The organism is Pararhodonellum marinum (assembly GCF_015354735.1).
Classification (GTDB): Bacteria; Bacteroidota; Bacteroidia; order Cytophagales; family Cyclobacteriaceae; genus Pararhodonellum; species Pararhodonellum marinum.
Genome location: NZ_JACEFJ010000006.1, coordinates 217838 through 242334 on the forward strand (window position 1 = coordinate 217838; position 24497 = coordinate 242334).

At 42.5% G+C, this 24497-nt stretch carries 18 protein-coding genes and 1 tRNA gene; 10 read left to right on the forward strand and 9 right to left on the reverse strand.

The genetic code is table 11. From position 1 onward, the window contains the following. Window positions 1–169 precede the first annotated feature (169 nt). The 4 genes from H1A14_RS13345 to rmuC form a co-directional block, all read right to left on the reverse strand. Window positions 170–2695, reverse strand: a complete 2526-nt coding sequence (locus tag H1A14_RS13345; RefSeq protein WP_194776765.1) for an ATP-dependent Clp protease ATP-binding subunit — start codon at window positions 2693–2695, stop codon at window positions 170–172. An 81-nt stretch (window positions 2696–2776) separates the two neighbouring features. Continuing rightward, on the reverse strand, window positions 2777–3391 hold the full coding sequence (locus H1A14_RS13350) for a WbqC family protein (protein WP_194776766.1): 615 nt from the start codon (window positions 3389–3391) through the stop codon (window positions 2777–2779). 104 nt (window positions 3392–3495) lie between these two features. Further along, window positions 3496–4125: an L-threonylcarbamoyladenylate synthase gene (locus H1A14_RS13355; RefSeq protein ID WP_194776807.1), complete on the reverse strand. Its 630-nt coding sequence runs from the start codon at window positions 4123–4125 to the stop codon at window positions 3496–3498. Window positions 4126–4199: 74 nt separating this feature from the next. Next, window positions 4200–5570: a DNA recombination protein RmuC gene (gene rmuC, locus H1A14_RS13360; RefSeq protein WP_228527773.1), complete on the reverse strand. Its 1371-nt coding sequence runs from the start codon at window positions 5568–5570 to the stop codon at window positions 4200–4202. Between the two features lie 137 nt (window positions 5571–5707). On the opposite strand from rmuC, the gene mltG reads away from it, so the two are divergent. From mltG to H1A14_RS13390, 6 genes are all read left to right on the forward strand, one after another. Continuing rightward, window positions 5708–6754 carry an endolytic transglycosylase MltG gene (gene mltG, locus H1A14_RS13365; protein WP_194776767.1) on the forward strand — a complete coding sequence of 349 codons (1047 nt, stop codon included), beginning with the start codon at window positions 5708–5710 and terminating at the stop codon, window positions 6752–6754. Beyond that, window positions 6754–7161 (forward strand): acyl-CoA thioesterase, encoded by a 408-nt coding sequence (locus H1A14_RS13370; RefSeq protein ID WP_194776809.1) that lies wholly within the window; start codon window positions 6754–6756, stop codon window positions 7159–7161. The genes mltG and H1A14_RS13370 overlap by 1 nt, the downstream gene beginning before the upstream one ends. Window positions 7162–7174: 13 nt before the next feature. Then, complete coding sequence (locus H1A14_RS13375; RefSeq protein WP_228527774.1) at window positions 7175–8128, forward strand: YihY/virulence factor BrkB family protein; 954 nt, start codon at window positions 7175–7177, stop codon at window positions 8126–8128. A gap of 163 nt (window positions 8129–8291) precedes the next feature. Next, window positions 8292–10388: a phosphate acetyltransferase gene (gene pta, locus H1A14_RS13380; RefSeq protein WP_194776768.1), complete on the forward strand. Its 2097-nt coding sequence runs from the start codon at window positions 8292–8294 to the stop codon at window positions 10386–10388. A gap of 130 nt (window positions 10389–10518) precedes the next feature. Continuing rightward, window positions 10519–11730: an acetate/propionate family kinase gene (locus H1A14_RS13385; RefSeq protein ID WP_194776769.1), complete on the forward strand. Its 1212-nt coding sequence runs from the start codon at window positions 10519–10521 to the stop codon at window positions 11728–11730. A 105-nt stretch (window positions 11731–11835) separates the two neighbouring features. Beyond that, the gene (locus H1A14_RS13390) at window positions 11836–12558 is read left to right on the forward strand and encodes a CBS domain-containing protein (protein WP_194776770.1); all 723 of its coding nucleotides are present in this window, start codon (window positions 11836–11838) and stop codon (window positions 12556–12558) included. 19 nt (window positions 12559–12577) lie between these two features. On the opposite strand, the gene H1A14_RS13395 is transcribed toward H1A14_RS13390, so the two are convergent. From H1A14_RS13395 to H1A14_RS13410, 4 genes are read right to left on the reverse strand one after another with little or no spacing between them, the layout of a single operon-like run. Then, window positions 12578–13225: a response regulator gene (locus tag H1A14_RS13395; RefSeq protein ID WP_194776771.1), complete on the reverse strand. Its 648-nt coding sequence runs from the start codon at window positions 13223–13225 to the stop codon at window positions 12578–12580. Beyond that, complete coding sequence (locus H1A14_RS13400) at window positions 13212–15095, reverse strand: ATP-binding protein (RefSeq protein ID WP_194776772.1); 1884 nt, start codon at window positions 15093–15095, stop codon at window positions 13212–13214. The genes H1A14_RS13395 and H1A14_RS13400 overlap by 14 nt, the downstream gene beginning before the upstream one ends. A gap of 54 nt (window positions 15096–15149) precedes the next feature. Then, window positions 15150–15908, reverse strand: coding sequence for a S8/S53 family peptidase (locus H1A14_RS13405; protein WP_194776773.1), 759 nt, complete (start codon window positions 15906–15908; stop codon window positions 15150–15152). Window positions 15909–15934: 26 nt separating this feature from the next. Next, on the reverse strand, window positions 15935–16588 hold the full coding sequence (locus H1A14_RS13410) for a hypothetical protein (RefSeq protein WP_194776774.1): 654 nt from the start codon (window positions 16586–16588) through the stop codon (window positions 15935–15937). A gap of 314 nt (window positions 16589–16902) precedes the next feature. Between H1A14_RS13410 and H1A14_RS13415 the strand changes: the two genes are divergently transcribed. From H1A14_RS13415 to H1A14_RS13430, 4 genes are all read left to right on the forward strand, one after another. Further along, window positions 16903–16987 (forward strand) — tRNA-Ser (locus H1A14_RS13415). 56 nt (window positions 16988–17043) lie between these two features. Further along, the gene (locus H1A14_RS23430) at window positions 17044–17286 is read left to right on the forward strand and encodes a GIY-YIG nuclease family protein (RefSeq protein WP_194776775.1); all 243 of its coding nucleotides are present in this window, start codon (window positions 17044–17046) and stop codon (window positions 17284–17286) included. Window positions 17287–18031: 745 nt separating this feature from the next. Then, a complete protein-coding gene (locus tag H1A14_RS13425) occupies window positions 18032–19486 on the forward strand; it encodes a sulfatase (RefSeq protein ID WP_228527775.1) in 1455 nt (484 codons plus the stop codon). Window positions 19487–19499: 13 nt separating this feature from the next. Then, window positions 19500–22142: a nucleoside hydrolase-like domain-containing protein gene (locus H1A14_RS13430; protein WP_194776776.1), complete on the forward strand. Its 2643-nt coding sequence runs from the start codon at window positions 19500–19502 to the stop codon at window positions 22140–22142. A 29-nt stretch (window positions 22143–22171) separates the two neighbouring features. On the opposite strand, the gene H1A14_RS13435 is transcribed toward H1A14_RS13430, so the two are convergent. Further along, window positions 22172–24385, reverse strand: coding sequence for a histidine kinase dimerization/phosphoacceptor domain -containing protein (locus H1A14_RS13435; RefSeq protein WP_194776777.1), 2214 nt, complete (start codon window positions 24383–24385; stop codon window positions 22172–22174). Between the last annotated feature and the right edge of the window lie 112 nt (window positions 24386–24497).

The window sequence follows — 24497 nt, forward strand, 5'->3', positions numbered from 1 at the left end:
CATTTTCATTTTATAAATCACTTGATTTTCAATATTTTAGGGGCAAAAATCAATTTTAACAAATAAAATACAATTATATTTTAAGGTTTACTTAGGTATCTATTTGTCTCCAAAATCAAAAAAAAAGCGGTCAAAAAGACCGCTTTTTCTGTACGACAACTGAGTGCTATCAGTCTGCTTTTTCTTTTTTATCTACGGTAATGATCAATTCATCCCCTTCACCAGGATAATCCGCTTTGATCACATCGCCATCAGAAAGTTCTCCTTTTAGGATTTCTTCTGCAACAGCATCTTCCAAATATTTCTGGATGGCCCTATTAAGAGGTCTTGCTCCATATTGCTGATCGTACCCTTTTTCGGATAAGAAATCTTTGGCTTTTTTGGTCAACTCTATTTGATATCCCAAATCCGTGATTCTGCTGAACAGTTTTTTCAAACTGATGTCAATGATTTGATGGATGTGTTCTTTGTGTAGAGAATTAAAGACCACCACATCATCCAATCTGTTGAGGAATTCCGGACTAAAGGCTTTTTTCAAAGCGCTTTGAATGGTAGACTTCATCACTTCATCCATGTTGTCCTGCTTGGCTTTGGCTGCAAATCCAATACCTGCACCGAAGTCCTTGAGGTCTCTTACTCCAATATTGGAAGTCATGATGATGATTGTATTTCTGAAATCGACTCTTCTACCCAATCCATCGGTCAGGATTCCGTCATCCAATACCTGCAATAAGATATTGAAAACGTCTGGATGTGCCTTTTCTATCTCATCCAACAATACCACTGAATACGGCTTTCTCCTAACTTTTTCAGTAAGCTGTCCACCTTCTTCATAACCTACATAGCCTGGAGGTGCCCCTACAAGTCGGGAGACGCTGAATTTTTCCATGTACTCAGACATGTCGATCCTAATCAGGGCATCATCTTTATCAAATAAGTAAGAAGCCAATTTTTTGGCCAATTCAGTTTTCCCCACACCGGTAGGACCAAGGAAAATGAAGGAACCTATGGGCTTTTTGGGATCTTTTAGACCTACTCTCGTCCTTTGTATGGCTTTTGTCAATTTTTTGATGGCCTCATCCTGTCCGACTACACTACCTCTGAGCTCTTCGCTCATGTTGAGGAGCTTTACCCCTTCATTTTGAGCAACCCTTCTTGCAGGTATGCCAGTCATCATGGCAATCACTTCGGCGACATTGTCTTCCTCTACGGTGTAGCGTTTGGTCTTGCTGTCCTCTTCCCACTTGGTTTTGGCATTTTCCAGTTGCTCCAGCAATTTTTTCTCCCGGTCACGAAGTTGGGCAGCCTCTTCATATTTTTGGCTTTTGACCACCCTATTCTTCTCCAGTTTGATTTCTTCCACTTCCTCTTCCAACTTCAGGATTTCATCCGGAACGTGGATATTATTGATGTGTACCCTTGCTCCGGCTTCATCAAGGATATCGATGGCTTTGTCGGGAAGGAAGCGATCCGATATATAACGGTCTGACAATTTCACACAGGCATCTATGGCCTCATCCGTATAGATGACATTGTGATGGTCTTCGTATTTGTCTTTGATGTTGTTGAGAATTTGAATGGTTTCTTCAGGGGAAGTGGCATCCACCATGACCATCTGAAACCTTCTGGCTAAGGCACCATCTTTTTCTATGTATTGTCTGTATTCATCTAAAGTGGTGGCTCCAATACATTGAATTTCACCCCTTGCCAAAGCAGGTTTGAACATGTTTGAAGCATCCAGGGAACCACTGGCCCCTCCGGCCCCCACAATGGTATGCAACTCATCAATGAAAAGAATCACATTGGGTGATTTCTCCAATTCATTCATGACAGCTTTCATTCTTTCCTCAAACTGTCCCCTATACTTTGTTCCGGCAACCAGCGAAGCAAGATCCAAGGTAACTACCCTTTTGTTGAAGAGTACTCTGGAAACTTTCTTCTGGATGATCCTCAAAGCAAGGCCTTCTGCAATAGCAGTTTTACCTACCCCTGGCTCACCTATCAATATTGGATTGTTTTTCTTTCTTCTGGAAAGAATTTGCGCCACACGCTCAATTTCTTTTTCTCTACCTATGATGGGATCAAGTTTGTCGTCCTCAGCCATTCTGGTAAGATCCCTTCCGAAATTATCCAAAACAGGAGTCCTCGATTTTTCTGGAGTGGTTTTAGAAGCAGAACCGGAACTTCCTGAAGACCCAAACAATTTGGAACCTTCTTCATCCGCATCATCTGCCTCAGGACCTGAACGTGGGGTCTGGTCAGTTTGAAATTCTAGCATTTCTTTTACAGAATCGTAATTGGTGTCAAACTTATTCAAAATCTGTGTGGCGATATTGTCTTCATCTCTAAGGATGGAAAGCAAAAGATGCTCAGTACCGATAAGTTGGCTTTTGAAAATTTTTGCTTCGAGATAGGTGATTTTTAACACCTTTTCAGATTGCCTGGTCAAAGGAATATTGGCCAGATTTTTTACATTGTGGTTGGCGGTGCCTTTGACAGCCCTTTCCACTGAATTTCTCAACTCGTCCAGTGGTACGCCCAATTTCTTCAATATGGAAACAGCAACTCCCTCCCCTTCTCTGATCATTCCCAGCAAGAGATGTTCTGTGCCAATGTAATCATGGCCCAGTCGCAAAGCTTCTTCACGGCTGAGTGAGATCACCTCTTTAACTCTATTTGAAAATTTCGCTTCCATTTATAACCTTTCTTAAATATTTCATTTCTACTACTAATGTTACCGAATTTGTTTTAAAAACACAATCCTTTTGATGTTTGTTCAATCATTTTTTTTTGATTGAACCAATATGTCAGCGGAATTGGGTCCTTCACAAAACAAAAGATCGATCACGCTCAGATTAGGTACAAAGTCTGCGCCAAACATTTGCATATACGATGTCGGACTGTAGATAGTTCTTTGTTCAAATCCTTCCTTAACATGAATCATTCCACGAAGGTCATCTTGGGTCTTTTTGGGTTCTAACACCACTGTTTCTCTAATTTTGACACTCATGCCCAACAATTTCAGACAAACTGTCAGCAAGTCAAGGTTAAAGTCAAAAAGAAATGCCTTTTTTGACAAATATATTTTCTCAAAATAGGGAAAATAATACTCAAAAAAAGGTGATTTACCGTAAGCGCTCTGAATTCCCCTCAGGTGGTTATTCAGCCATTTTTGGTGATTATCTATTTTAATGTCTTTATAAGACAACTTTTTTCTTCCTCCTGAGACTGGAATACTCAAAGTCTCTACCTTGTTGGCCATCAATATTCGGGTCCTATTCCTAAAACTCTGCCTATCGTACCTATCACAGGCTTCCACATAGATCAATTTCTGGTCCATAATGGCCACAAAAAATTCCAATGGTGGCAAATAGAAAAGGTCAACAATCATCTTATTGAGGTAAATTATAGATATTTATCTTTACGAACAAGTAGATGATAAAAAAAACGAGGTACTCTTTAAATAATTCTAAAAAAGTGTCTCTTTCATTACATTTATAACAGTTCTTCAAATTCTCCTAAACCCTGTCTAATTACCTCTATCTCATCTCCGGTACAATCCAAAACCGTTGAAGCAACATTATTTCCGTAACCACCGTCGATGACCACATCCACCAAGTCTTTGAATTTCTCATAAATCAATTCAGGATCTGTACTGTACTCAATCACCTCGTCTTCATCGTTGATGGAAGTAGTCAGGATGGGTCTTCCTAGTTCTTTCACTAGGGTCCTTGGTATGCTGTGATCAGGAACCCTAATGCCTATGGTCTTCTTTTTACTGTTAAGAATTTTGGGTACATTGTTGTTTGCATTCAGGATAAAGGTATAAGGACCCGGTAAGGCCTTTTTCATCACTTTGAAAACCGGGGTGCTGATCACCCTTGTGTAATCTGATATGTTGCTTAAGTCATAGCAGATAAAAGAAAAATTGTGTTTTTGAGGTTTGATGCCCTTGATCTGACAAATGCGTTCTACAGATTTCTGGTTGTAAATGTCACACCCCATCCCATACACCGTATCAGTGGGATAGATGATCACTCCTCCATTTCTCAGGACTTCTACCACACGGAGAATTCTTCGAAGATCAGGGTTTTCAGGATAAATACGGATAAACTCGGCAGGCATTGAAGCAAAAGATTTGGTTTTGACTGCTATAAAAGTAGTCAATTTTAAATGAATGCCATGAAAAGAACCGCTGCCTATTCATTCAAAAATTTCTCAGGAATGGATTTTCTGGCATTTGCCCCGAGTTTCTGTAGCTTTTGTACCTGTCCGATTAGGTTGCCACTGCCATCCTTCAAGAGTCCCATGGCATTATCATAACTGTTACGGGAATGTTGAAGGTGCTTGCCAATGTCTTCCAGGCTTCCTAAGAAACCTACAAACTTATCATAAAGTTTTCCGCCTCTTTCCGCTATCTCCAAGGCATTTTTTTCCTGATCTCCCCTCACCCAAAGGTCTTTGATCATCTTAAGTGCAGCGATCAGGTTGCTGCTGCTGATCAATAAGACCCTCTTCTTGTAGGCATATTCCCAAAGATAGGGATCCGATTGGACTGCTGCGATGTAGGCGGCTTCCACCGGTACAAACATGATCACAAAATCCAAAACCTTGGCATAACCTTCATATTGCTTGGATGCAAGGTTGTCCACATGGTTTTTGATGGATTTGAGGTGTGCTGCTATACTTGTCTGTCTTTCGATTTCCCCCTCGCTATTGAAATACTGCTCATAGGCCATCAAAGACACCTTGGCATCAATGATCACTTTCCGGTCATCAGGATAGTGAATGATCACGTCCGGCTGCATTTTCTTCCCATCCGGACCAAGAATAAATTGGCCTGTTCCATCCTTAAGAAAAGCTTGCACTTCGTAATGTTGCCCTTTTTCCAATCCTGAATTTTGCAGAATGGTTTCTAGAATGGCTTCACCCCAATTTCCTTGGGTTTTTGTATTGCCTTTCAGGGCCTTGGTGAGGTTTTTGGCCTCTTCTGAAATCTGCTGATTGAGGATGACCAATTCCTTTACTTTGTCCTGAAGTGAAAAACGCTCTTTGGATTCCTTATCATAGGTTTCTTCCACCGTCTTTTTGAATTCAAGAAATTGGGCTTTGATCGGGCTAAGCAAGTTGTCCAGGTTTTCCTTGTTCTGTTTGGTAAATCGGGAAGACTTTTCCTCCAATATCTCTGTTGCCAATAATTTGAACTCCTGTTTGAATTTGGATCCAAGTTCCTCCAAATCTCTAGTTTGCTTTTCAAGTTTCTCCTGTAAAAATTGCTTTTCGATCCTGATCGATGTCAGCTGATGCTTGGTTTCAAAATGGTCATCCCTTTCCTTTTCCATCATTTCCTGAAACTTCTGGAACTCAAAAGCCAACTCTTTGCCCCTGTTTTCAGCCGATTGGGCTTTTTGTTCAGCCATCGCCTTACCCATCTTGAAGGCATTGAGCTCATCTTGCGCAATTTTTAAGGAAGCAGTAAGTCGTCTTTCCCTGCGCTGAAAATTGATCCATATTCCTGCCAAGAATAAAAGAATCAGTCCTGTAATCACGGCTGCCAAAATCAATTCCATGCTTTTTGCGTTGTTGTTTTAGGCAAAGTAGGGTAAAAACTTTGGAGTTGAAAATCATTGACACTAAGTGTCCGGAAAATAATTTCCACAAATTTACCTATTTTTGCACCAACTTCTTATGCAGAGGACAAGCACGCATGATTACAACAAAAAATAAAAAAAGATACCTGGTTGCAGTAGTGGCTGCCTCAGTATTATTGACCTCATTTTCCTTTTACATTTATCAGGTAATTTTCAGCCCCAATGTATTGACTGACAAGGAAGAACCTGTATTACTCAAAATCCCCAGTCATTCCACTTTCCAGCAGGTGACTGATCTCTTGATCAAACAAGACATCATTGGGGATGTAGTGAGTTTCAGCTTTGTGGCTAAATTGATGGATTATCAGGAAAATGTGAAACCCGGGCTATATACTATCCAACCGAGGCTGACCAACCGAGAGCTTGTCAAAGTGCTCCGGTCGGGAATCCAAACGCCCCTCAACATTACTTTTAACAATGTGCGCACCAAGGAAGACTTGGCCGACAAAATCACCAAAAATCTGGAAATTTCTCAGGAACAGTTTCTTACCCTACTTCAGGACAGTGTGTACATCATGAAATTTGGTTTTGAGCCTGAGACGGTGATGAGCATGTTCATTCCCAATACGTATCAGGTATATTGGACCACGAGTCCTGAAGCGCTTTTTGACCGGATGCATTCTGAATATCAAAAATTTTGGACCGATGATCGGAAGATCCTGGCAGGCAGATTGGGCATGTCACAAACCGAAGTCGCTACCCTTGCCTCCATTGTACAGGCAGAAACCAATAAGTCGGATGAAAGGCCTTTGGTCGCGGGTGTTTACCTGAACCGGCTACAAAAAAACATGCCCCTCCAAGCAGATCCCACATTGGTGTTTGCCTTGGGCGATTTTAGCATCAAGCGGGTGCTGAATGTCCATAAAGAGGTTGACAGTCCTTACAATACCTACCGGTTTACCGGATTGCCTCCGGGACCCATCAATTTGCCTGAAATTTCGGCATTGGATGCGGTTTTGAATTACCAGGAACATAATTATCTTTATTTCTGTGCAAGAGAGGATTTCTCCGGATACCACAACTTTGCCACGAACCTGACTGATCACCTGAATAATGCCAGGCGCTATCAGCAGGCTTTGAACACTGCTAAAGTTTATAAATGATGTTTCAGGCAAGCACCAGTCTAAGGGTACGTTATGCGGAAACCGATCAGATGGGATATGTCTATTATGGACACTATGCCATGTATTTTGAAGTCGCTAGGGTTGAAGCGCTTAGAAGTGCCGGCTATTCCTACAGGCAAATGGAAGAAGAAGGCATCATCATGCCAGTATTGGAATCCAATATCAAATACCTAAAGCCCGGGAAATACGATGAACTGTTGACCATCAAAACACAGATTAATGAAATGCCAGGCATCCGCATCAAGTTTTCCTATGAAGTTTTCAATGAAACCAATGACTTGATTACAACAGGAACAACTACCCTGACCTTCCTCAAAAAAGAGACCCATAAACCCAGCCGGCCTCCGGCTTATTTGATAGCCTTGCTTCAACCTTATTTCAACTAAAAATGAATTCATTTTGGTAAGAGAAAGAATCAAAAAGCAAGTTAAAATTTGGGATAAAAAAGCCCAAATTGCGCTCCGCCACATTCATTTTGGCAATCCTGACCAGAATGTCTATGATGTAACCAAAATCTTCATACAACAAATCAAAAAGGATGAAATCAGTGAGCGAGCCAGTGCTGTGGCTTTCAATTTTACCGTTGCGCTTTTTCCCTTGATTCTGTTTTTATTGAACACCATACCCTACATCGAATTTTTTTTTCCGGAATTGACTACCGAAAACATCTTGATGTTCATCGAACAATTTATCCCTAAAAGCATCTATGAGGAAGCGGAGGCCACCATTGAGGATATTGTGGGTAAACCCAGACAGGGGCTACTTTCCTTTGGTTTCTTTTTGGCCTTATTCCTTGCAACCAATGGCATAGTTTCTTTGATGTCCTCATTCAATGCAGTATATAAGACCAAAGAAAACAGAAGTTTCTTCATTACCCGTTTGATTGCCGTTGGCTTGATTTTAATATTGGTCTTAAGCATTTGTGCGGCGGTATTGGTCATGATTTTTGGAGGGAGATTTCTGGTTTACTTTACCGATTTGGGCCTTGTTCCCAATAATTTCTCCTATTTTCTGGTGGCTTTCCTTCGGTTTTTTGCTTTGCTTTTACTGTTTATGATTGCTACAGCATTTATTTTCAGGTTTGCTCCCGCTGTGCACGACAAGTGGAGATTCTTCTCTGTAGGCTCTGTTACCGCCGGGTTGCTTATCACACTGGCTTTTTACGGATTCAGCTATTACTTGAACAATTTTGCCACCTACAATAGATTATATGGCTCCATCGGTGCCATGATTGCAGTCATGCTATGGCTTTTGATCACCTCTTATATCATCCTCATTTGCTTCGAAATTAACGTAAGCTTGGATAAAGCTGCCGACAGAAAGCTTGTCACCAAGTTACAAACAGAGATTTAAGAGGTTGCAAATCCTACATTGGATGTCTTAAGTGATTTTTCTAATGAAAATCTGCATGGATGTAATGGCGGATTTAAATTCATATTCTTTCAATCATTAGTTTCTTAAAACGATAGGGGCCAAGCCAATAATCCTTATTTTTGTTGGAAGCAACCTTTTTAGAATGAAATCCAACAAGAATATTTTCATCGCCACCTCCGAACCCTTCAGTGGAAAATCAGTAGTCGCCCTTGGTTTGGTGGACATGTTGATGTCCAAAGCCCAAAAAATCGGTTATTTCAAACCCATCATCAGGCACCATCCAAACCAAAAAAAAGACGGGCATATTGAAACGCTGATCCATCATTTTCAGCTTCCGCTGCTTTATGAAGACACCTATGCTTACACCAGTGACGAGGCCAATATGATGGTGGAAACAGGGCGTCAGGAAGAGATTATTGATGCCATCATCGGTAAATTCAAGTCTAAAGAATCCAAGTATGATTTCACCATCATAGAGGGTAGTGATTTCTTAGGAGAAGGTACTGCTTTTGAGTTTGATGCCAACCTTACCATTGCCAAAAATCTCGGCTCTCCTGTCATTATTGTGATCCGGGGAGACAACAAAACAGTTTCCCAAATCACCCTGAATGCCATAGTTACTTTGAGAAATTTTCTGCAAAGAAAAATCAAAGTGCTTGCCGTGGTAGTGAACAAGGTGGATCCGGCCCAGGTAAAGGAAGTTCAGGAAAACCTCAAGCCCCAATTAAAAAAAGATACATTACTTGCCATAATACCTGCCATTCAGGAACTTAAAAGCCCTACCATGTTGGAGGTAAAAAAGCACCTTGATGCAAAGATGCTCTTTGGAGAAGAGTTTCTTAAAAACCGGGTGGATCATTTTATTTTTGGCGCCATGCAAGTATCTAATTTTTTGACCCATCTAAAGCCCAATGTGCTGATCGTCACCCCTGGAGACAGGGCAGATATCATCATGAGTTCCCTCCAAGCCAATCTTTCAAAAAATTATCCCAAAATAGCCGGATTGGTGCTGTCAGGAGGATTTCAGCCTGCGGAGTCTGTCATCCAACTCATTGAAGGATTGGACACTTTGGTTCCTATCATGATGGTGGAAGACGGTTCTTTCTTTGCTGCCACCAAGGTGGCGGATATACATTCCAAAATCACTCCAGACAATCCAGAAAAAATCCATTCTGCCATCCATGCATTTAGAAAATATGTGGATGTGGAAGCATTAGATAAGCAACTGGCCACTTTCAAATCAGAGACCCTGACGCCAAGGATGTTCCAATACCAGTTGGTCACTTGGGCCAAGACCAAAAAGAAACATATTGTATTGCCGGAAGGAAAGGATGAAAGAATTCTAAGAGCAGCAGAAAGGCTGATCAAACAGGGCATCGTAAAAATCACACTTCTGGGGAATGTGGAAGAGATACAGACGCAAATCAACCGTTTGGGGCTGCAGCTGGACAAAGAAAACCATCAAATCATCAATCCACTGGACTCTTTTCATTTTGAGGCTTATGCCAACGCCCTTTTTGAACTTCGAAAAGGCAAAAATGTGCCCCTTCAGGTAGCCAAAGACCTGATGACAGATGTAAGTTATTTCGGTACGATGATGGTATACCAAGGCCATGCTGATGGGATGGTTTCCGGTGCTGTTCATACGACTGCACATACCATCAGGCCTGCCCTACAATTTGTCAAGACCAAACCGGGTGTCTCTTTGGTTTCCTCAGTATTTTTCATGTGTTTGGCAGACCGGGTGATGGTATTCGGGGACTGTGCCATCAATGTGGATCCCACTGCGGAGGAATTGTCTGAGATAGCGATCTCTTCAGCTGATACCAGTCAGAAATTTGGCATAGAACCCAGAGTGGCCATGCTGTCCTATTCCTCGGGGAGTTCAGGCACCGGGGCAGAGGTGGAAAAAGTCAGGCTTGCCACTGAAATGGTCAAGTCAAAAAGACCGGATATCCTGGTAGAAGGTCCCATACAGTACGATGCCGCTGTCGATCCCGAGACCGGAAGACAAAAAATGCCGGACTCAGAAGTTGCAGGCCAAGCTTCCGTATTGATCTTTCCGGACCTGAACACAGGAAACAATACTTATAAGGCGGTGCAACGGGAAACAGGGGCCATCGCCATCGGCCCCATGCTGCAGGGTCTTAACAAACCCGTCAATGACCTGAGTAGGGGTTGTACAGTGGATGATATTTTCAATACGGTTGTCATTACAGCGATTCAGGCTCAAGGATAATATGGATTTACGATGTACGATGTACGATTTACGATTTACGAATTGGGAATTACGAATTGGGAATTAGGATTAAGGGGGTGTGGTTTTCAAGGCTTATTTTACAATTTCAAAACCAAGTAAACATTAAATAATGAAAATTCTGGTCTTAAATTCGGGGAGCAGTTCGCTGAAATACCAATTGTTTGATCTACCGGAGGAGGCTCCTTTGTGCAGTGGAATGGTAGACCGGATCGGTTTGGAAAAATCGAGCTTGGTGCATAAAACTTACCTTGACACGGGCGAAAAAAAACATCAATCAGAACAGGCAATCCCTGACCACAAGGCTGCCCTGTTGGTTGTTACTGAACTGCTTTTGGATCCTGAAAAGGGAGTGCTAAATACGAGGGGGGAAGTAATGGCCATTGGTCATAGAGTAGTGCATGGTGGGGAGGAATTTTCTGTCACCACCCTGATCAATGATGCGGTAAAGCAAAAAATCCAAGATCTTACCACCTTGGCCCCTTTACACAATCCACCCAACCTGTTGGGGATTAATGAAGCCCAGAGAATTTTCCCTGAGGCCAAACAGGTTGCTGTTTTTGACACGGCATTTCACCAAAGCATGCCCCAAAAAGCTTACCGCTTTGCCATTCCCCAGCATCTTTATGCCAATTTGGGTATCAGAGCATATGGATTTCATGGTACGAGCCACCAATATGTATCACGTATAGCGGGAAAATACCTTGATAATCCCAAAGCCAAAATGATCACCATCCACCTGGGCAACGGCTGCAGCATGACGGCAGTCCAATCCGGGAAATCGATTGACCACAGCATGGGTTTGGGGCCTTTGGGAGGCTTGGTGATGGGCACCCGATGTGGGGACCTGGATCCTTCGATCATCTTTCATCTCATTCAGGAGAGAGGATTTTCTGCCAAAGAAGTAAATGAACTGCTCAATAAAAAGTCAGGTCTTCAAGGCCTATGTGGCCACAGTGACATGCGGGATGTGAAAAAAGCCATGGCCCAAGGAGATGCTGCAGCCAAACTCGCCTATGAACTCTATGCCTATCGCATCAAAAAATACATTGGCGCCTACACCGCTGTGATGAATGGGTTGGATGCCTTGGTTTTCACTGCAGGAGTGGGCGAAAATGATGCAGACATGCGGGCTTTGGTATGCGAGGACATGGACTTTTACGGTTTGGAACTCGATCCGGAAAAAAACAAAGTCAGCAATGCACAGGTAAGGGAAGTAAACCACATAGATTCGAAAACCAAGATCCTGGTCATTCCTACCAACGAGGAACTGGAAATCGGGAGGCAGGTATATGAATTGGTTTCTAGAAACCAAAGGGCTTGATTTGTTGATACGATTACCTTTTTTCCTTGTACCTCCAGACGGAAGACAGATGACCCAAGTTGTGAACCATAATGAGTTTTGTATTTTTAAAAAAATCAATACACCATGAACCAAGCAGAGCGTTTTATCCAGGCTTTTAACCAAATTGAAAACCACCTTCGCCGGAACAAGGATTCCAAGACCTACCTGAGTTTTTTTACCATGGTGGATGATGCCAGCTATCAGGATCCGATGATCCGGCAATATCGGGATGAATTGAGGTTGTTTGGTAACCTGCGCAATGCCATCATCCATTCGGAGAGAAAAGAAGGCCGACCCGTGGCAGATCCAAGGGAAGATGTGGTCAGGGAAATAGAGAAAATCGCCAAGATGTTGCTTGAACCTCCACTGGTCAGTGAGTATTTTTTAAGTCCGGTCTTCAGTATCACTCCTGAGGACAAGGTACTCGATGTCCTACAGACCATGATCGAGAAAGACTACAGTCAAGCCCCCATACTCAAAGAGGATTTTATCATTGGCTTGATGGATTTTGAAGCCATCGCCCGTTGGGTGGGAGCCATTCATCAGGAAGAAATAGTAACACCTGACCTGGAATCTTCCACCATCGCAAACTTATTGGGCAGCATCTCCCGGCTCAAAAATTTTCGGGTCATCAAAAAAGACACGGATTTTGTGACCGCGAGAGAATGTTTTGTGGATAGTTTGGGCACGCCGAATATAGTGATTGCCTTGATTATCACTGAAAACGGCAGAAGGGATGAATCCCCTATTGGTATTATTACCTTAAGTGAAGACCTGGAAAAAATAATCGGGGAATTGAGAAAATAGTGTTAAGGTTTACCAAATTTTAGCCTTCACCAATCAAGCCTTTTTCCATCGCGATCCTGATCAGTCCTACACTGTTTTTTGCCCCTAACTTACTCAGGAGGTTCATTCGGTGGGTCTCAACAGTTTTTGTGCTGATAAATAACTTATCCGCTATTTCCTGCGTGGTCAATTCCTGAGCAATGGCCGAAAGGACTTCCAATTCTCTCCTGGTTAATTTTGGAAAAAAGGGATCCCTGGTTTTTTTTCCCATCAATTGATCCAACATCTTGGATTTTAGCTGTGGCTGCAAAAAATCCTCCCCAGCCAAAACCGCTTTCATGGCTGTGATCAGTTCAAGTCTATGGGTGTTTTTCAACAGGTAACCATGGGCTCCCTGGGCTAACATTTTCTTCACAAATGAGGTGTCCTCATGATTGCTGAGGGCCAAAATCTTCAAATCAGGCAAGAGTCTGATCAGAGGCTTACACAATTCAATCCCATTGGTATCGGGCAGATTGATATCCAAAAGCAATACATCCGGTGCATCCTTTTTGATGTTTTCCAGCGTTTCGCTGGCATTGGCATAGCTTCCGACGATCAGGAGCTCTGGCATTTCCTCTAGCATGGCTGCTATGCCACTTCTGATAAGTGAGTGATCATCTGTGATGGCCAATCTAATCATCTTCATTTTCTTTTGGTTGACATTCGATGACAAATGAACTGCCTTTTTCATCGGAATGGATATCCAATGTTCCTTCGAGATAATCTACTCTTGAACGGATGTTTTGAAGCCCGATTCCTTCATGATCTATGGAAGGGTCAAATCCTATACCATCATCCTCCACAGTAAGCTGAATCTGATTGCCATAACAGCTGATCTGAACGGTTATCTCCTTGGCTTGGGCATGTTTGATGGCATTGTTAACCAACTCTTGAGCAATTCTAAGTAAATTCAACTCGGTATTTTTTGACAATGCGTCACATGCGCCTATGTGTTGAAAAATAATTTCTGCTTCCTGTACCTCATTCATTTTTCTACAATAATCCTGAATGGCCTCTACCAAACTGAATTTTTCCAAACTAGGTGGCACCAAGTTGTGTGACAGAGCCCTCACTTGTTCACAGGACTTGTCTATCATCAGCACAGCCTCCTGTAAGATCCTGTTGTTTTTTTCCAAAAGCCCTGTCAACATGAATTTTACCGCAGAAAGGTCACCGTTTACTCCGTCGTGCAGCTCTTTCGAAATCCTGAGCCGTTCTTTTTCTTCTCCTTTGATCAGGGACTCCAGGGTCTTTATTTGGTGCTCCCGCTTTAAGTTTAAAATTTCTTGATTTTTCTTTTTTTGCCTTAGCCGCAGCAGATACCACAAAAGCATTGCCGTCAGGAAAAATCCCAAAACCAAAAACGTTAACAGCTGATTTTGATTTTTCTTTTTTAGTAATTGAAAATTGGCCTGATCTAAACTGACCCGGTTTTGAAGCAACTCTTTGTCTTTCACCTCAGAGGCAAATTTCCGCTCCAATTCGTTGACTTTCCATCGTTGGTTTTGGTTCATCATGCTGTCGTAATACAGCTCATAGGCCTCCAGATAACTCAGGGCCTCAGCAAACTGACCTTTCTTTTTATACAGTTCAAAAAGTCCTTTGTAAGCGCTGATCAGGTATTCTTTGGCTTGGACATCCCTAGCATATTGCTCAGCCAAATTCAGTTGCGTGGCAGCTGCATCCAACCTTCCTTCTTCCAGGTGAACCTTCCCTACAAAATAATGGGCGGCGGAAAGGTAATAGGGATTTCCCAATTCAATGGCCTTCTGCAGAGAAACTTTGGCTGGGGCTGAGGCTTTATCAAATTCTTTCTTCTCTAAGGCCAACTCTACCTGAGCAAAGGCATGTTGGAGGTCCAAAAAAGGAAAGTTTAAATGGTGGGCCAATTCTGTCAAACTGTCCAAATAAATTTCTGCCAAACCCAATTGCTGGTCCCTTAAGAGTACTGAGGATATACCCTGAAAGGCAAAAGCCATATCCAGACTGTCACCCAACACTTTGCTTATCTCCAAAGCCTTGTTGAAGTAGAATTTGGCTTGGTCCAATTGATAGATATCATTGAAAATATTGGCCAAATTCCCATAGCTGGTTGCCAGGCTTTTCAAATCTTGGATGTCCTCAAGAAATGAAATCCCTAATAGGTAATCATCCACTGCCTTCCCATAATTTCCCTGGTATTGGCTAAGATTTCCGGAATTGATATATACCGAGGCGATTCCCTTTTTGTACGCTATCGCATCGAAAAAAGGCAAAGCTTGTTGGTAAAAAAAGTTTGCGGAGTCATAATGCAAAACATCACTCCATACCATGCCTTGGTATAGCCATGCCCGTCCCATACCCAAGGTATCTTCCAGACTTTCCGCCAAAACAAAGGCACTTCGGTAGCGTGACAAGGCACTATCGCTGTTTTGGGTCTCCCAGTACAAGCCTTCATCAAATAGCCGTTGCAATGCTTCTGAATGCTCATGCTGACCCATGACCTCATGGATGAAACCAGAACCGAATAGTAGCATCACTATGCAATTCAAAAACCTCCTCATCGAATGAAATTGTTTTAAGGACTTAAATTACACATTTTTGGGAAGGATAGGGGTCGAAACATCCATTAATCGAGTCATCGTCAGCCCTTTATCCTCTGTTAATACCGGAATGGCGTCCGCTGGGCAACATTTATGGATCTGATTCAACCATAGAGCGGGTTTTTCAGCAGTCTTTTCCAGAATTGATGCAAATCGGACTACCGCGCTACTACATGAAATAGGTTGTCCACTGTAATTGGCAACACCACCACCATAGGCACCAAAACCCTTTTTTTCATAATAAGACCTAAAATAAAACTTTGGACTGACTTGACAGCCTTCACTTAATCCAACCACTGGAAAGGTATACCTTGCATGAATTAGGGGGTTTCGGAAAGGGTCGGAATTCCCGGCAGAAATCACAATGGCTACCCCCATGCGATACGCATGTTCATAAGCTTTCCTTAGCGGATAGCTGATGGAATCATAACAGGTGCCTTCGAGTGCCATGGCAATTACTTTATACCCTGCCTCCACCCCTATTTGGATCAAGCTTGCGAGCTGCAGTTGGTATTCTTTTGGCTCACCAAATGTTGGGAAAAAAGGCAAAAGGCCAACCTCTAAATGCGGATTCACCTGCCAAATGATTTCCAAAAGGTAGTCGGCATGGCTTCGAAATTGGCTTACCCCGAGTTGCTCCTCATCAAAATCCAGCTCCGATTGCTTTACAAGCAACCGGAGTCTGGAATCCTGCCGATAAGGTAACCCATCAATAAGGGCCAAGGATCCTTTGGATAAGCTACTCATCTTTATCAATGGATTTCCTGTCTGGATTAGGGGCAATCAAAGAAATTAAAGTCCATCTTTTGGTTGACCGAACCGGAACCGGCATTGAGGTTGGTGTCGTACAAGGCCTTTACGGTACATCCGCGGTGAATGGCATAGAGCACACACGCCCCAAAAGTGGCCAATCCGGCAACTCCTATGATGGTGACACAAATGGCGATGGTCATCCCTAAGCTGACTGCTTCATTGGGCACTACCCTTAATCCTCTGCGGATCGGATCGATGATGTTAAAAACGCTCAATGCATGCAGTCCCTGTAACCTTAAAGTAAAAGGCATTTTTTGATTCAGGCAGTTGATGGCATCGTTGTACCAATTCTGTTGCCCAAAGACGATGACCGGATTGGAAGGTGGGACGGGAACGTTGATTTTCTCGCCAAAGACCCTTAAAGTATAACGGCACCTGCTGAAAGGACCATTGGTCCACATGACCCTGATTTCTCTGTTGCCGGTGGCATTGGCAGCGGGGGCGCTGACCACATGGAAAGTTGCCGCACCTGTATGCCCTGTGGCCTGTGTGATGGTATGGTGGGTATACCTGTGTCCGGCTGGAATGGTGAATTTGTGTACATCATTGCCTGCGCCACTGTGATGCGTTCCTGCATTTCCGTGGCTTTTGGTACTTGTGAAGATGGTAACCATGTTTTTGTTTGTTTAAGGTTAAATAATTGATATAAAGGTAGATGGTCCTCTGTCTGCATCCATCAGGGCATACCCTCAAGAAAAAAAATCAGGGATTACCCTGATTAGACAATAAAAGTATGGGTCAGGTGGGGTTGAGATATTTGTTGATATGAATCGATAATTTAGAACAGGAAGATCGGTAGAAGTTTCTTGATTTTTTCTTACCCATCGTTGCCAAATCCAAAGTTTCCTTCTACATTTGCATTCCGTAAGACGGGAAGGCATTGTAGAATGTCTATCTACCGGCTTAGAATTATTTGTCCTATCGATTTAGAGGAGTGGCAGAGTGGTCGATCGCGGCGGTCTTGAAAACCGTTGTACCGTGAGGTACCGGGGGTTCGAATCCCTCCTCCTCTGCTTTTAATAGCCCGACAGAGTCGGGCTATTTTTTGTTATAGCAATTATATTTCCGTATGTACTTTGCATATATTCTTAAAAGCTTAAAGGACTCAGGATTTTATTACGGACATTCTAATAACCTTGAAAAAAGGCTGATCGAACACAATAAGGGAAAAGTCCGATCCACAAAATCCCGAACCCCATTTATCCTGTACTATTCAGAAAAATTCCCTACCAAATCCGAAGCATATAAGAGGGAAATGTTCTTTAAGTCAATTGAGGGATACAAATTTCTCAAAGAAAAAGGAATAATCTGAAACCCGAAATTATTTTACCAGGTCGATCGTGGCGGTCTTGCCCCGAAGGGATCCCTTTGGGAAAAACCGTTGTACCGTGAGGTACCGGGGGTTCTCCAAAATGGACCCCTATGGGGGAATCCCTCCTCCTCTTTCTTTTTTGAGCCGTCGGGGCTCCCCGCGGCCTGGCCCCTCACTAAAACAGTCCACCGGATTGTTTCTTGATCCTCGGTCCTCTCCTCCTCTGCTTTTAGTCAATCAAATATTTCGAAATGCCCCAAATTTTAGCGTTTGGGGCATTTTTAATTTTGAAACTTTTCGGATACCATCTTTTTCGGGTTTAAATGGTGGGGAAAACTCCTCTTCATGGATTGATGGGGAAAAATTGCTGCCTCAATTAACCTTCTATGAACATACTCGATACCAGTTCGCTTCAATAACCTTACCTTTTATACCTACGCAATGGGAGATTTTCTCAAGCTCACAGCTTAAAAAACTCCCAACTAAGCAATAAAAAGGAAAATTAAACCGGCAGACCAACACTTCGGGAACAGGAAGACAAAGAAGTGAATGAAGCACAGGGTTCAATAACAGGAGTCCAAATTTTAAGAACCACCCAAAACAAATCAAGTATAGCATCAAATTAATCAATAGGTATTAACCTGCCGGGAGTGAAGTTGGATCAGGCAGTACAGTACAGAATACACTTAAATAGTTTATTAAATATCTTCCCCCAATTGATTTATGGTTCTTCAACATTCAAAGCATGAAAGTCCACCGCATGAAACCCAAATTCTTATTTTTAATTTGGTTTGCCATTAACTCGATGCAGCTTTTCGCCCAGCAGCCCAATATATTGTTTATTTCAGTAGATGATTTGAATGATTATGTCAATGTCATGGATGGACCGATAAGGGCCTTCACGCCAAACATTGATCGACTAGCTAGTCAAGGCACTTTGTTTACCAATGCCCATAGTCAGGCCCCAATTTGTGGCCCCTCAAGGGCGAGTATTATGACTGGCCTGTATCCTTCCTCCACAGGCAACTATTTCCAGGTGGAAGATGATCATATAAGCAAAGCGAACGGGCTAAGCCAAAAAGCCATATTTATGTCTCAATATTTTGGACAACATGGCTACAAAACCATGGCTATCGGAAAAGTTTTTCACAATGGAGACAGGGCAAATACTTTTGGGGAGTACGGTGGTGGATATGACTGGTTTGGCCCTTTTCCGAAAGAAAGGTTCAATTACGACCCCTCAAAAATTGAGGGCAAGATCGGTGGTACGCAAACGGACTGGGGCGCATTTCCGGAGTTTGACAGCCTCATGCCGGATTACAAGTATGCACAATGGGCAGTCCAAAAATTGCAAGAATCACATGAAGACCCTTTTTTTCTGGCTGTTGGCTTTATTCGCCCACATGTGCCTTGGCATGTACCACAAAAATGGTTTGACATGTTTCCGCTAGAAAGCATCCAAACTCCTCCTTTTAAAAGCAATGACTTTGACGATATTCCGGCATTTTCCAGAAGGGTAAACAATGCCCCCATGATGCCCACTACAGAGGAGCTAATTAAAAACGGGCAATGGAAGGAGGTCATTCAGGCTTATCTTGCTTGTGTTGCTTTTGTAGACGCACAGATTGGCAAAGTGTTGACAGCATTGGAAGAATCGCCTTATGCAGAAAATACGATCGTGGTCTTATGGTCAGATCATGGTCACCATTTAGGGGAAAAAAACCGGGTTTCAAAACAGTCTCTTTGGGAACGGGATTCCAGAACGCTGCTGCTATTTAAGGACATAAAAGGTGATGGAGGCAAAGTTTCCCACAAACCTGTTCAACTAATGGATATTTATCCCACCCTTTTGGAATTAAGCGGTCTACCAGCTTACGAACTGGCAGAAGGAAATTCACTTGCCAACTTAATTCATCACCCTGATATGGATTGGCCCCACGTGGCTCTTACCATCTATGGCATAGGAAATGTCGCCATAAGAAGTGATCAATACAGGCTGATTCAATACGAAGATGGATCTCAGGAATTGTATGATTTAATTGAGGATCCTTATGAATGGACAAACCTCGCCAATAGCCAAAAACACGCGGGAATCATTTTGGAATTGCAAAAAGCAATCCCCAAAAAATGGGCTGAAAACTCCGATTACAGTAAACACAGATTCAATGAATATTTCATTGAAAGGTACGGGTCAAAATGACAATCATTAGAAAATGACAAGAATCAAATCCTTTCCCCACCCTAAGCCATGGGTCTTTCTTAAATTCATCAGCTTTTCCGTTTTGATCCTTTGCTTCTTGAACTGTTCGAGGTTGGATCAAAACCATGAATTACCCACTGATAAAATTGACATCTTGGTGGATACGGATCTGGGTGGAGATCCCGATGACATTCAGTCCCTGTTCCGTCTCCTTCATTATTCTGATTACCTCCAAGTAAAAGGAATCGTATCGACACCGGACGTGGACAACCCCAATCATCCCTGGGATACCATCCCAAATGTGGAAGTGATCAAAGAATGGATAAAACGGATTGACCTGGATTATTTGCGAAATCTTGGCTATTCCGAGCTCATGAGTGAGGCAGAAGCATTGGAAGTGGTACGGGCAGGAGTATGGGGTGCAAGACAGCCCGGACCGGGACAGCAAACGGAAGGAACCGATTACATCATCGATTTGGCAAGGCAATACAGTCCTGAGAATCCCCTCTGGATATTGGTATGGGGAGCCATGACCAGTACTGCCCAGGCCCTGCATGATGCACCTGATATAGCACCTAACATCCGGATTTATTTTATAGGAACGTCAAACACGCTCACGGATACCTTGAGCCGAAATTTTGTGTATGATTTTATGCGGGACCAATACCCGGACTTGTGGTGGATAGAAAGCGGAGTATTGCCCAAATGGAAACATGAAACATTGCGTGGGGTATTCCTCGGAGGACATCAGGAAGGAGAGTGGAACAACCTTGCTTTTATCGATCATAACATCCGGAATCATGGCAGCAACCGGAACGGGTATTTTGACCAAAAAAGTGGAGATGCCTTTCCCAAGGCCACATCACCAAGAGGATCCTTAAAAGAAGGTGATTCTCCTTCTTTTTTGTACCTACTCTCTCCCCTCATTGCCGGAATCGGCGATATAGACGACCCCACACAGGAAAGTTGGGGAGGCCAATACAGGCATTACGATCCAGAGAATTACCAAAATTATTATGTTGACCTAGATAGGCCCATGGAAGAATGTATCGCTACCATCAACAAATGGAGACTTCAATTCCTGTCCCATTGGAAAATGCGGTGGGACCGATACGACCGGCACCGGGACGGTACAGAAGTTTTTGAAAAGGCAAATGAGTTTAAGGTTACGGATGAGGGAGAAGAAGTTTCTGTCCTTAAAATTTTCAACCTTCCGGACAGTGTGGAATCCATACCGGTCTGTTTTGCCCGGATCAAAGATCAAGGTAAGCGTAAAATCATCATCGAAACCCCAAAAACCATCTCCAAATATTCAATTTCTCCCAAACGACTGGACATCAAAGGAGAAGTAAATGGAAAGCAGTTGACTATTGAGATTCCTGCAAACACCAAGATAGCGGTTTATATCGATAACTATCCTGAACTTTATCTGTTCCCTCAGAAAGATAGACAGGAAATAGAAAAAACTGTTCCCGTCGACCTTCCTTACTACAATGTACTTGACCATGGTATTGAACCCAATTCCAAAGCCCTGCAGACCCAAAAAATCCAATACCTGATCGATTCGGTTTCACAGCAAAAAGGAGGTGTGATTTTTTTCCCTTCAGGACTGTATCACACTGCCACCGTTTTTATGAGGAGCAATACCTATCTCTTTTTGGACCAAAATGCGGTAATCTCTGGAAGTCTCGATCCCGATGACTATCCTGAAGAAGAATTGGCGATGCAACCCGGATGGCCGCGCAGTGTAAGCCCAGACACCAATGGGTCTTTGATTTACTTTCGGGATGTGGAAAATTCCGGCATTCTTGGCGCTGGAATGATTACCGCTCATGGGGCTACTTACAGACGCATGCATTTGCCCAAATATCGATGGCTGAATATGATCCGCAGCATCAATTCACGTAACTTACATTTCAAAGATTTTCATCTTATCGATGCAATAGGCTGGAATACCCACATCATCAGAAGCGATAGTGTCTATTTTTCCGATGTCAAAATTCTCAATGAAATTCCACCCATAGGATGGAATCCAGCCCAACCCAATGGTTTCTGGAACAACACCGATGGCATCAATCCCGATGCTTCCACGAATGTTTTTGTGGACAATTGCTTTATCCATGCAGGGGATGACTGCATTACGCTGAAAATCACCAACACCAAGACCGGGGAGCAGGATGATGTACGCAATATCCATGTGAGCAACAGCATGTTCCAATCCTCCACAGGTGCGCTGAAAGTAGGCACTGAAACACTTGGAGACTATATCGAAGATGTTTATTTCAAGAACATCGATATTTTGGATATGCGTTCGGGATATCCCTTAAAAATAACACCCCACGATCGGAGCACCATCCGCAAGGTGGTTTTCGAAGATATCTATCTCGAACAGACCAAAGGCCATTTTCTTGAAGCCCGAATAATTGGACCACGAACAAAGGAACAGGATTACCAACCTGTAATCGATGGCATTTATCTTACCAACATTCATTTGTTCAATAAAGAAGTTACCGCCTACATACATGGGTTTTCTCCAAAGGACAAGGTGAAAAACATCCACTTTAAAAATCTCAGGATCGAAGGAAAAAGAATTCAAAAAATCGATTCAGCGATTTTCATTCTAAATAAAAATGTGGAGGGGATAAAAATTCAATAGAAACCTCATAAGCTTGGATAGTGTACCCTTTACGCTGCCAAGCCCACTTCTTCAAAGTCAATTTCAAAGGAAGCCCCCGGATTGGAGCTGATGGTTAACTGTCCGTTGATCTGCCGGGTGAGGGTACGGACAAGTTTCAGACCCAAGGACTTGGTTTTATCGATGTCCAGGCTTTCATCCAAGCCTTTGCCTGTATCTTCCACCAAAAGTTTGTAGGAGCCTGGTTTGTACTGGCTGAAGGTAATATTGATCTCACCAAATTCCATATTTTCAAAAGCATATTTCAGGGAATTGGATAAGAGTTCATTGGTAATCAAACCTATGGGAATGGCCATATCCATATCCAGGCTGATTTCTTCCGCTTCTATGTTGACAATGATCTGTTTGTCTGATCGGTAGGTTTGGGTCAAAAAATCACTCAATTGGTGCATGTATTCCTGCATGTTGATCTTGGACAGGTTTTCATACTGATAGAGTTTCTCATGGATCAGGGCCATGGTCTTCACCCTGCTTTGGCTTTCCTTCATGGCATCCTTTACTTTGGCATCCTGCAAACCACGGGTTTGCATACTCAGTAGGCTGGATATGATCTGAAGGTTGTTTTTGACCCGATGGTGGATTTCTTTCAACAACAATTCCCGCTCATCGTTTTGTTTGGCTATTTGCTTGTTTTTTGCCTCTAAGGTGTCATTGTGCTTCTTGCGGATTTTGGCTAGCCTGAAAAATAAGGCGGCTACCACCAGAAACAGCATCAGCCCACCGATGCTCAAGTAGATCTGGGCTTGTTGTTTCTCCGACCGAAGGTTCTGAATTTCCCTTTCACCTTCCAAAACAGAGATGGCTTGGTCTTTTTTCTCCGTTTCATATTGGGTTTCAAGTTCTGAAAGCTGCCTGTTTTTTGTCTCATTAAAAAGTGAATCTGAGTACGTATTGAAAAGCACCAAATAATCATAAGCATTCCTATAATCACCTTTGTTCTGATACGTTTCCGAAAGGCCTTGATAAGATTCCTTGATGGCGCTGATATCATTCAGTTGGATTCTGATCGTCAGCGCGTTTTCGAGATACTTCAAGGCCTCATCATATCTACCCTCTTTGTTCAGGGCATAACCTATATTAAACAAAAACCCCGAATAGTCTTGTGTATTTTCATTTTTAACATGCGCCAATGACTGATTGTAGAATTCCACCGCCTTCTTGTAATCCTTTTTGGTAAACTCAATATTGCCCATCAGATTGAGCGCCAATCCCATTCTTTCCTGCAATCCGTTCTCCGCATAGTATGCATAACCATTCCGGGCATACATCATGGCAGAATCCAAACTCCCGTGATTGAAGTGGTAGTTGCCTAATTTCAAATCCAAACCTGCTTTTTCGAATTTGTTTTCCCTTTTTTCAAAAAAGCTTTTGCTCTTGAGCAGGGCAGCATATTGTTTGTCAGTTTCACCTTTATAATTGTAAACATCAGCCATCATTGAACTCAGTCTGTTGACATAAAATTCATGTTCATTATGTTCTGCGATTCGAAATCCTTTTAACAGCATGGTTAAACCTTCGTCCTGTCTGTTTAGATTCGAAAGGACCATGTTCTTGTTCATGTATAGCCCTATCCACCTAACTGCCATTGAATCCAAATAGGTGTTCAAAAGGGAGTCGGTCTTTTCTAAATACTCCAAGGCTGTATTATGTTTCGATTGTATACTATGTACAAGTCCTAAGTTTTCGTAGACATTTGCAAGGGACTTTGCATCGTTTAAAGATTCAAATACGGGTATGGTTTGGAGGTAATTGTTGATGGCTGAATCATACTGCCCTAATTTTTCCTGCATCACACCTATGTTCATTGCCAAACCTGAGGCCTCCTTAATTTCACCCGCCTGTTCATAATATTCTTTTGCAAAAGTGAATGCCGCTTTGGCAGCAATGATGTCACCCCTATAATATTCCAGTAATCCCAAAGATTTGTATAGGTCGGCTCGAATTCCCGGGATGTCAGTTACTTTTGGGTCACGGATGGCGGAATTAAAAAAATCAAAAAACAAGGGGTCCAAGCTATCTATCCCTTGTTTCTCTAATTTGGCTAGTACCTTTTTTGCATTATCTAAGTCTTTGTCTTTGAGATGCGTTTCATATTGCTTTTGATAATACCCCAAGGAATCCTGTAACCATTGTGCGCTTTGTGGAAAAGCAACAGATTGAATGAATAAAAACATAAAAAGGGTTATCTGAAATTTAATTTTCATCTCATTTATGATTTTAAAAATTCAAAACGATTGATTGAATTCAAAAGGCTTTCAATAATTTATGCTTGTAGAAATATACTTATGTTTATTCAAAAGAAGAAATTCTTGTTCA

What these genes read in the sequence shown, in the direction of transcription:
- H1A14_RS13345 (WP_194776765.1), bottom strand. Translation starts at nt 2,695, where the DNA reads ATGGAAGCGAAATTTTCAAATAGAGTTAAAGAGGTGATCTCACTCAGC.
- H1A14_RS23430 (WP_194776775.1), top strand. Translation starts at nt 17,044, where the DNA reads ATGTACTTTGCATATATTCTTAAAAGCTTAAAGGACTCAGGATTTTAT.
- H1A14_RS13425 (WP_228527775.1), top strand. Translation starts at nt 18,032, where the DNA reads ATGAAAGTCCACCGCATGAAACCCAAATTCTTATTTTTAATTTGGTTT.
- H1A14_RS13350 (WP_194776766.1), bottom strand. Translation starts at nt 3,391, where the DNA reads ATGATTGTTGACCTTTTCTATTTGCCACCATTGGAATTTTTTGTGGCC.
- mltG (WP_194776767.1), top strand. Translation starts at nt 5,708, where the DNA reads ATGATTACAACAAAAAATAAAAAAAGATACCTGGTTGCAGTAGTGGCT.
- H1A14_RS13405 (WP_194776773.1), bottom strand. Translation starts at nt 15,908, where the DNA reads ATGAGTAGCTTATCCAAAGGATCCTTGGCCCTTATTGATGGGTTACCT.
- H1A14_RS13395 (WP_194776771.1), bottom strand. Translation starts at nt 13,225, where the DNA reads ATGAAGATGATTAGATTGGCCATCACAGATGATCACTCACTTATCAGA.
- H1A14_RS13390 (WP_194776770.1), top strand. Translation starts at nt 11,836, where the DNA reads ATGAACCAAGCAGAGCGTTTTATCCAGGCTTTTAACCAAATTGAAAAC.
- H1A14_RS13410 (WP_194776774.1), bottom strand. Translation starts at nt 16,588, where the DNA reads ATGGTTACCATCTTCACAAGTACCAAAAGCCACGGAAATGCAGGAACG.
- H1A14_RS13400 (WP_194776772.1), bottom strand. Translation starts at nt 15,095, where the DNA reads ATGCTACTATTCGGTTCTGGTTTCATCCATGAGGTCATGGGTCAGCAT.
- H1A14_RS13385 (WP_194776769.1), top strand. Translation starts at nt 10,519, where the DNA reads ATGAAAATTCTGGTCTTAAATTCGGGGAGCAGTTCGCTGAAATACCAA.
- H1A14_RS13430 (WP_194776776.1), top strand. Translation starts at nt 19,500, where the DNA reads ATGACAAGAATCAAATCCTTTCCCCACCCTAAGCCATGGGTCTTTCTT.
- pta (WP_194776768.1), top strand. Translation starts at nt 8,292, where the DNA reads ATGAAATCCAACAAGAATATTTTCATCGCCACCTCCGAACCCTTCAGT.
- rmuC (WP_228527773.1), bottom strand. Translation starts at nt 5,570, where the DNA reads ATGGAATTGATTTTGGCAGCCGTGATTACAGGACTGATTCTTTTATTC.
- H1A14_RS13355 (WP_194776807.1), bottom strand. Translation starts at nt 4,125, where the DNA reads ATGCCTGCCGAGTTTATCCGTATTTATCCTGAAAACCCTGATCTTCGA.
- H1A14_RS13370 (WP_194776809.1), top strand. Translation starts at nt 6,754, where the DNA reads ATGTTTCAGGCAAGCACCAGTCTAAGGGTACGTTATGCGGAAACCGAT.
- H1A14_RS13435 (WP_194776777.1), bottom strand. Translation starts at nt 24,385, where the DNA reads ATGAAAATTAAATTTCAGATAACCCTTTTTATGTTTTTATTCATTCAA.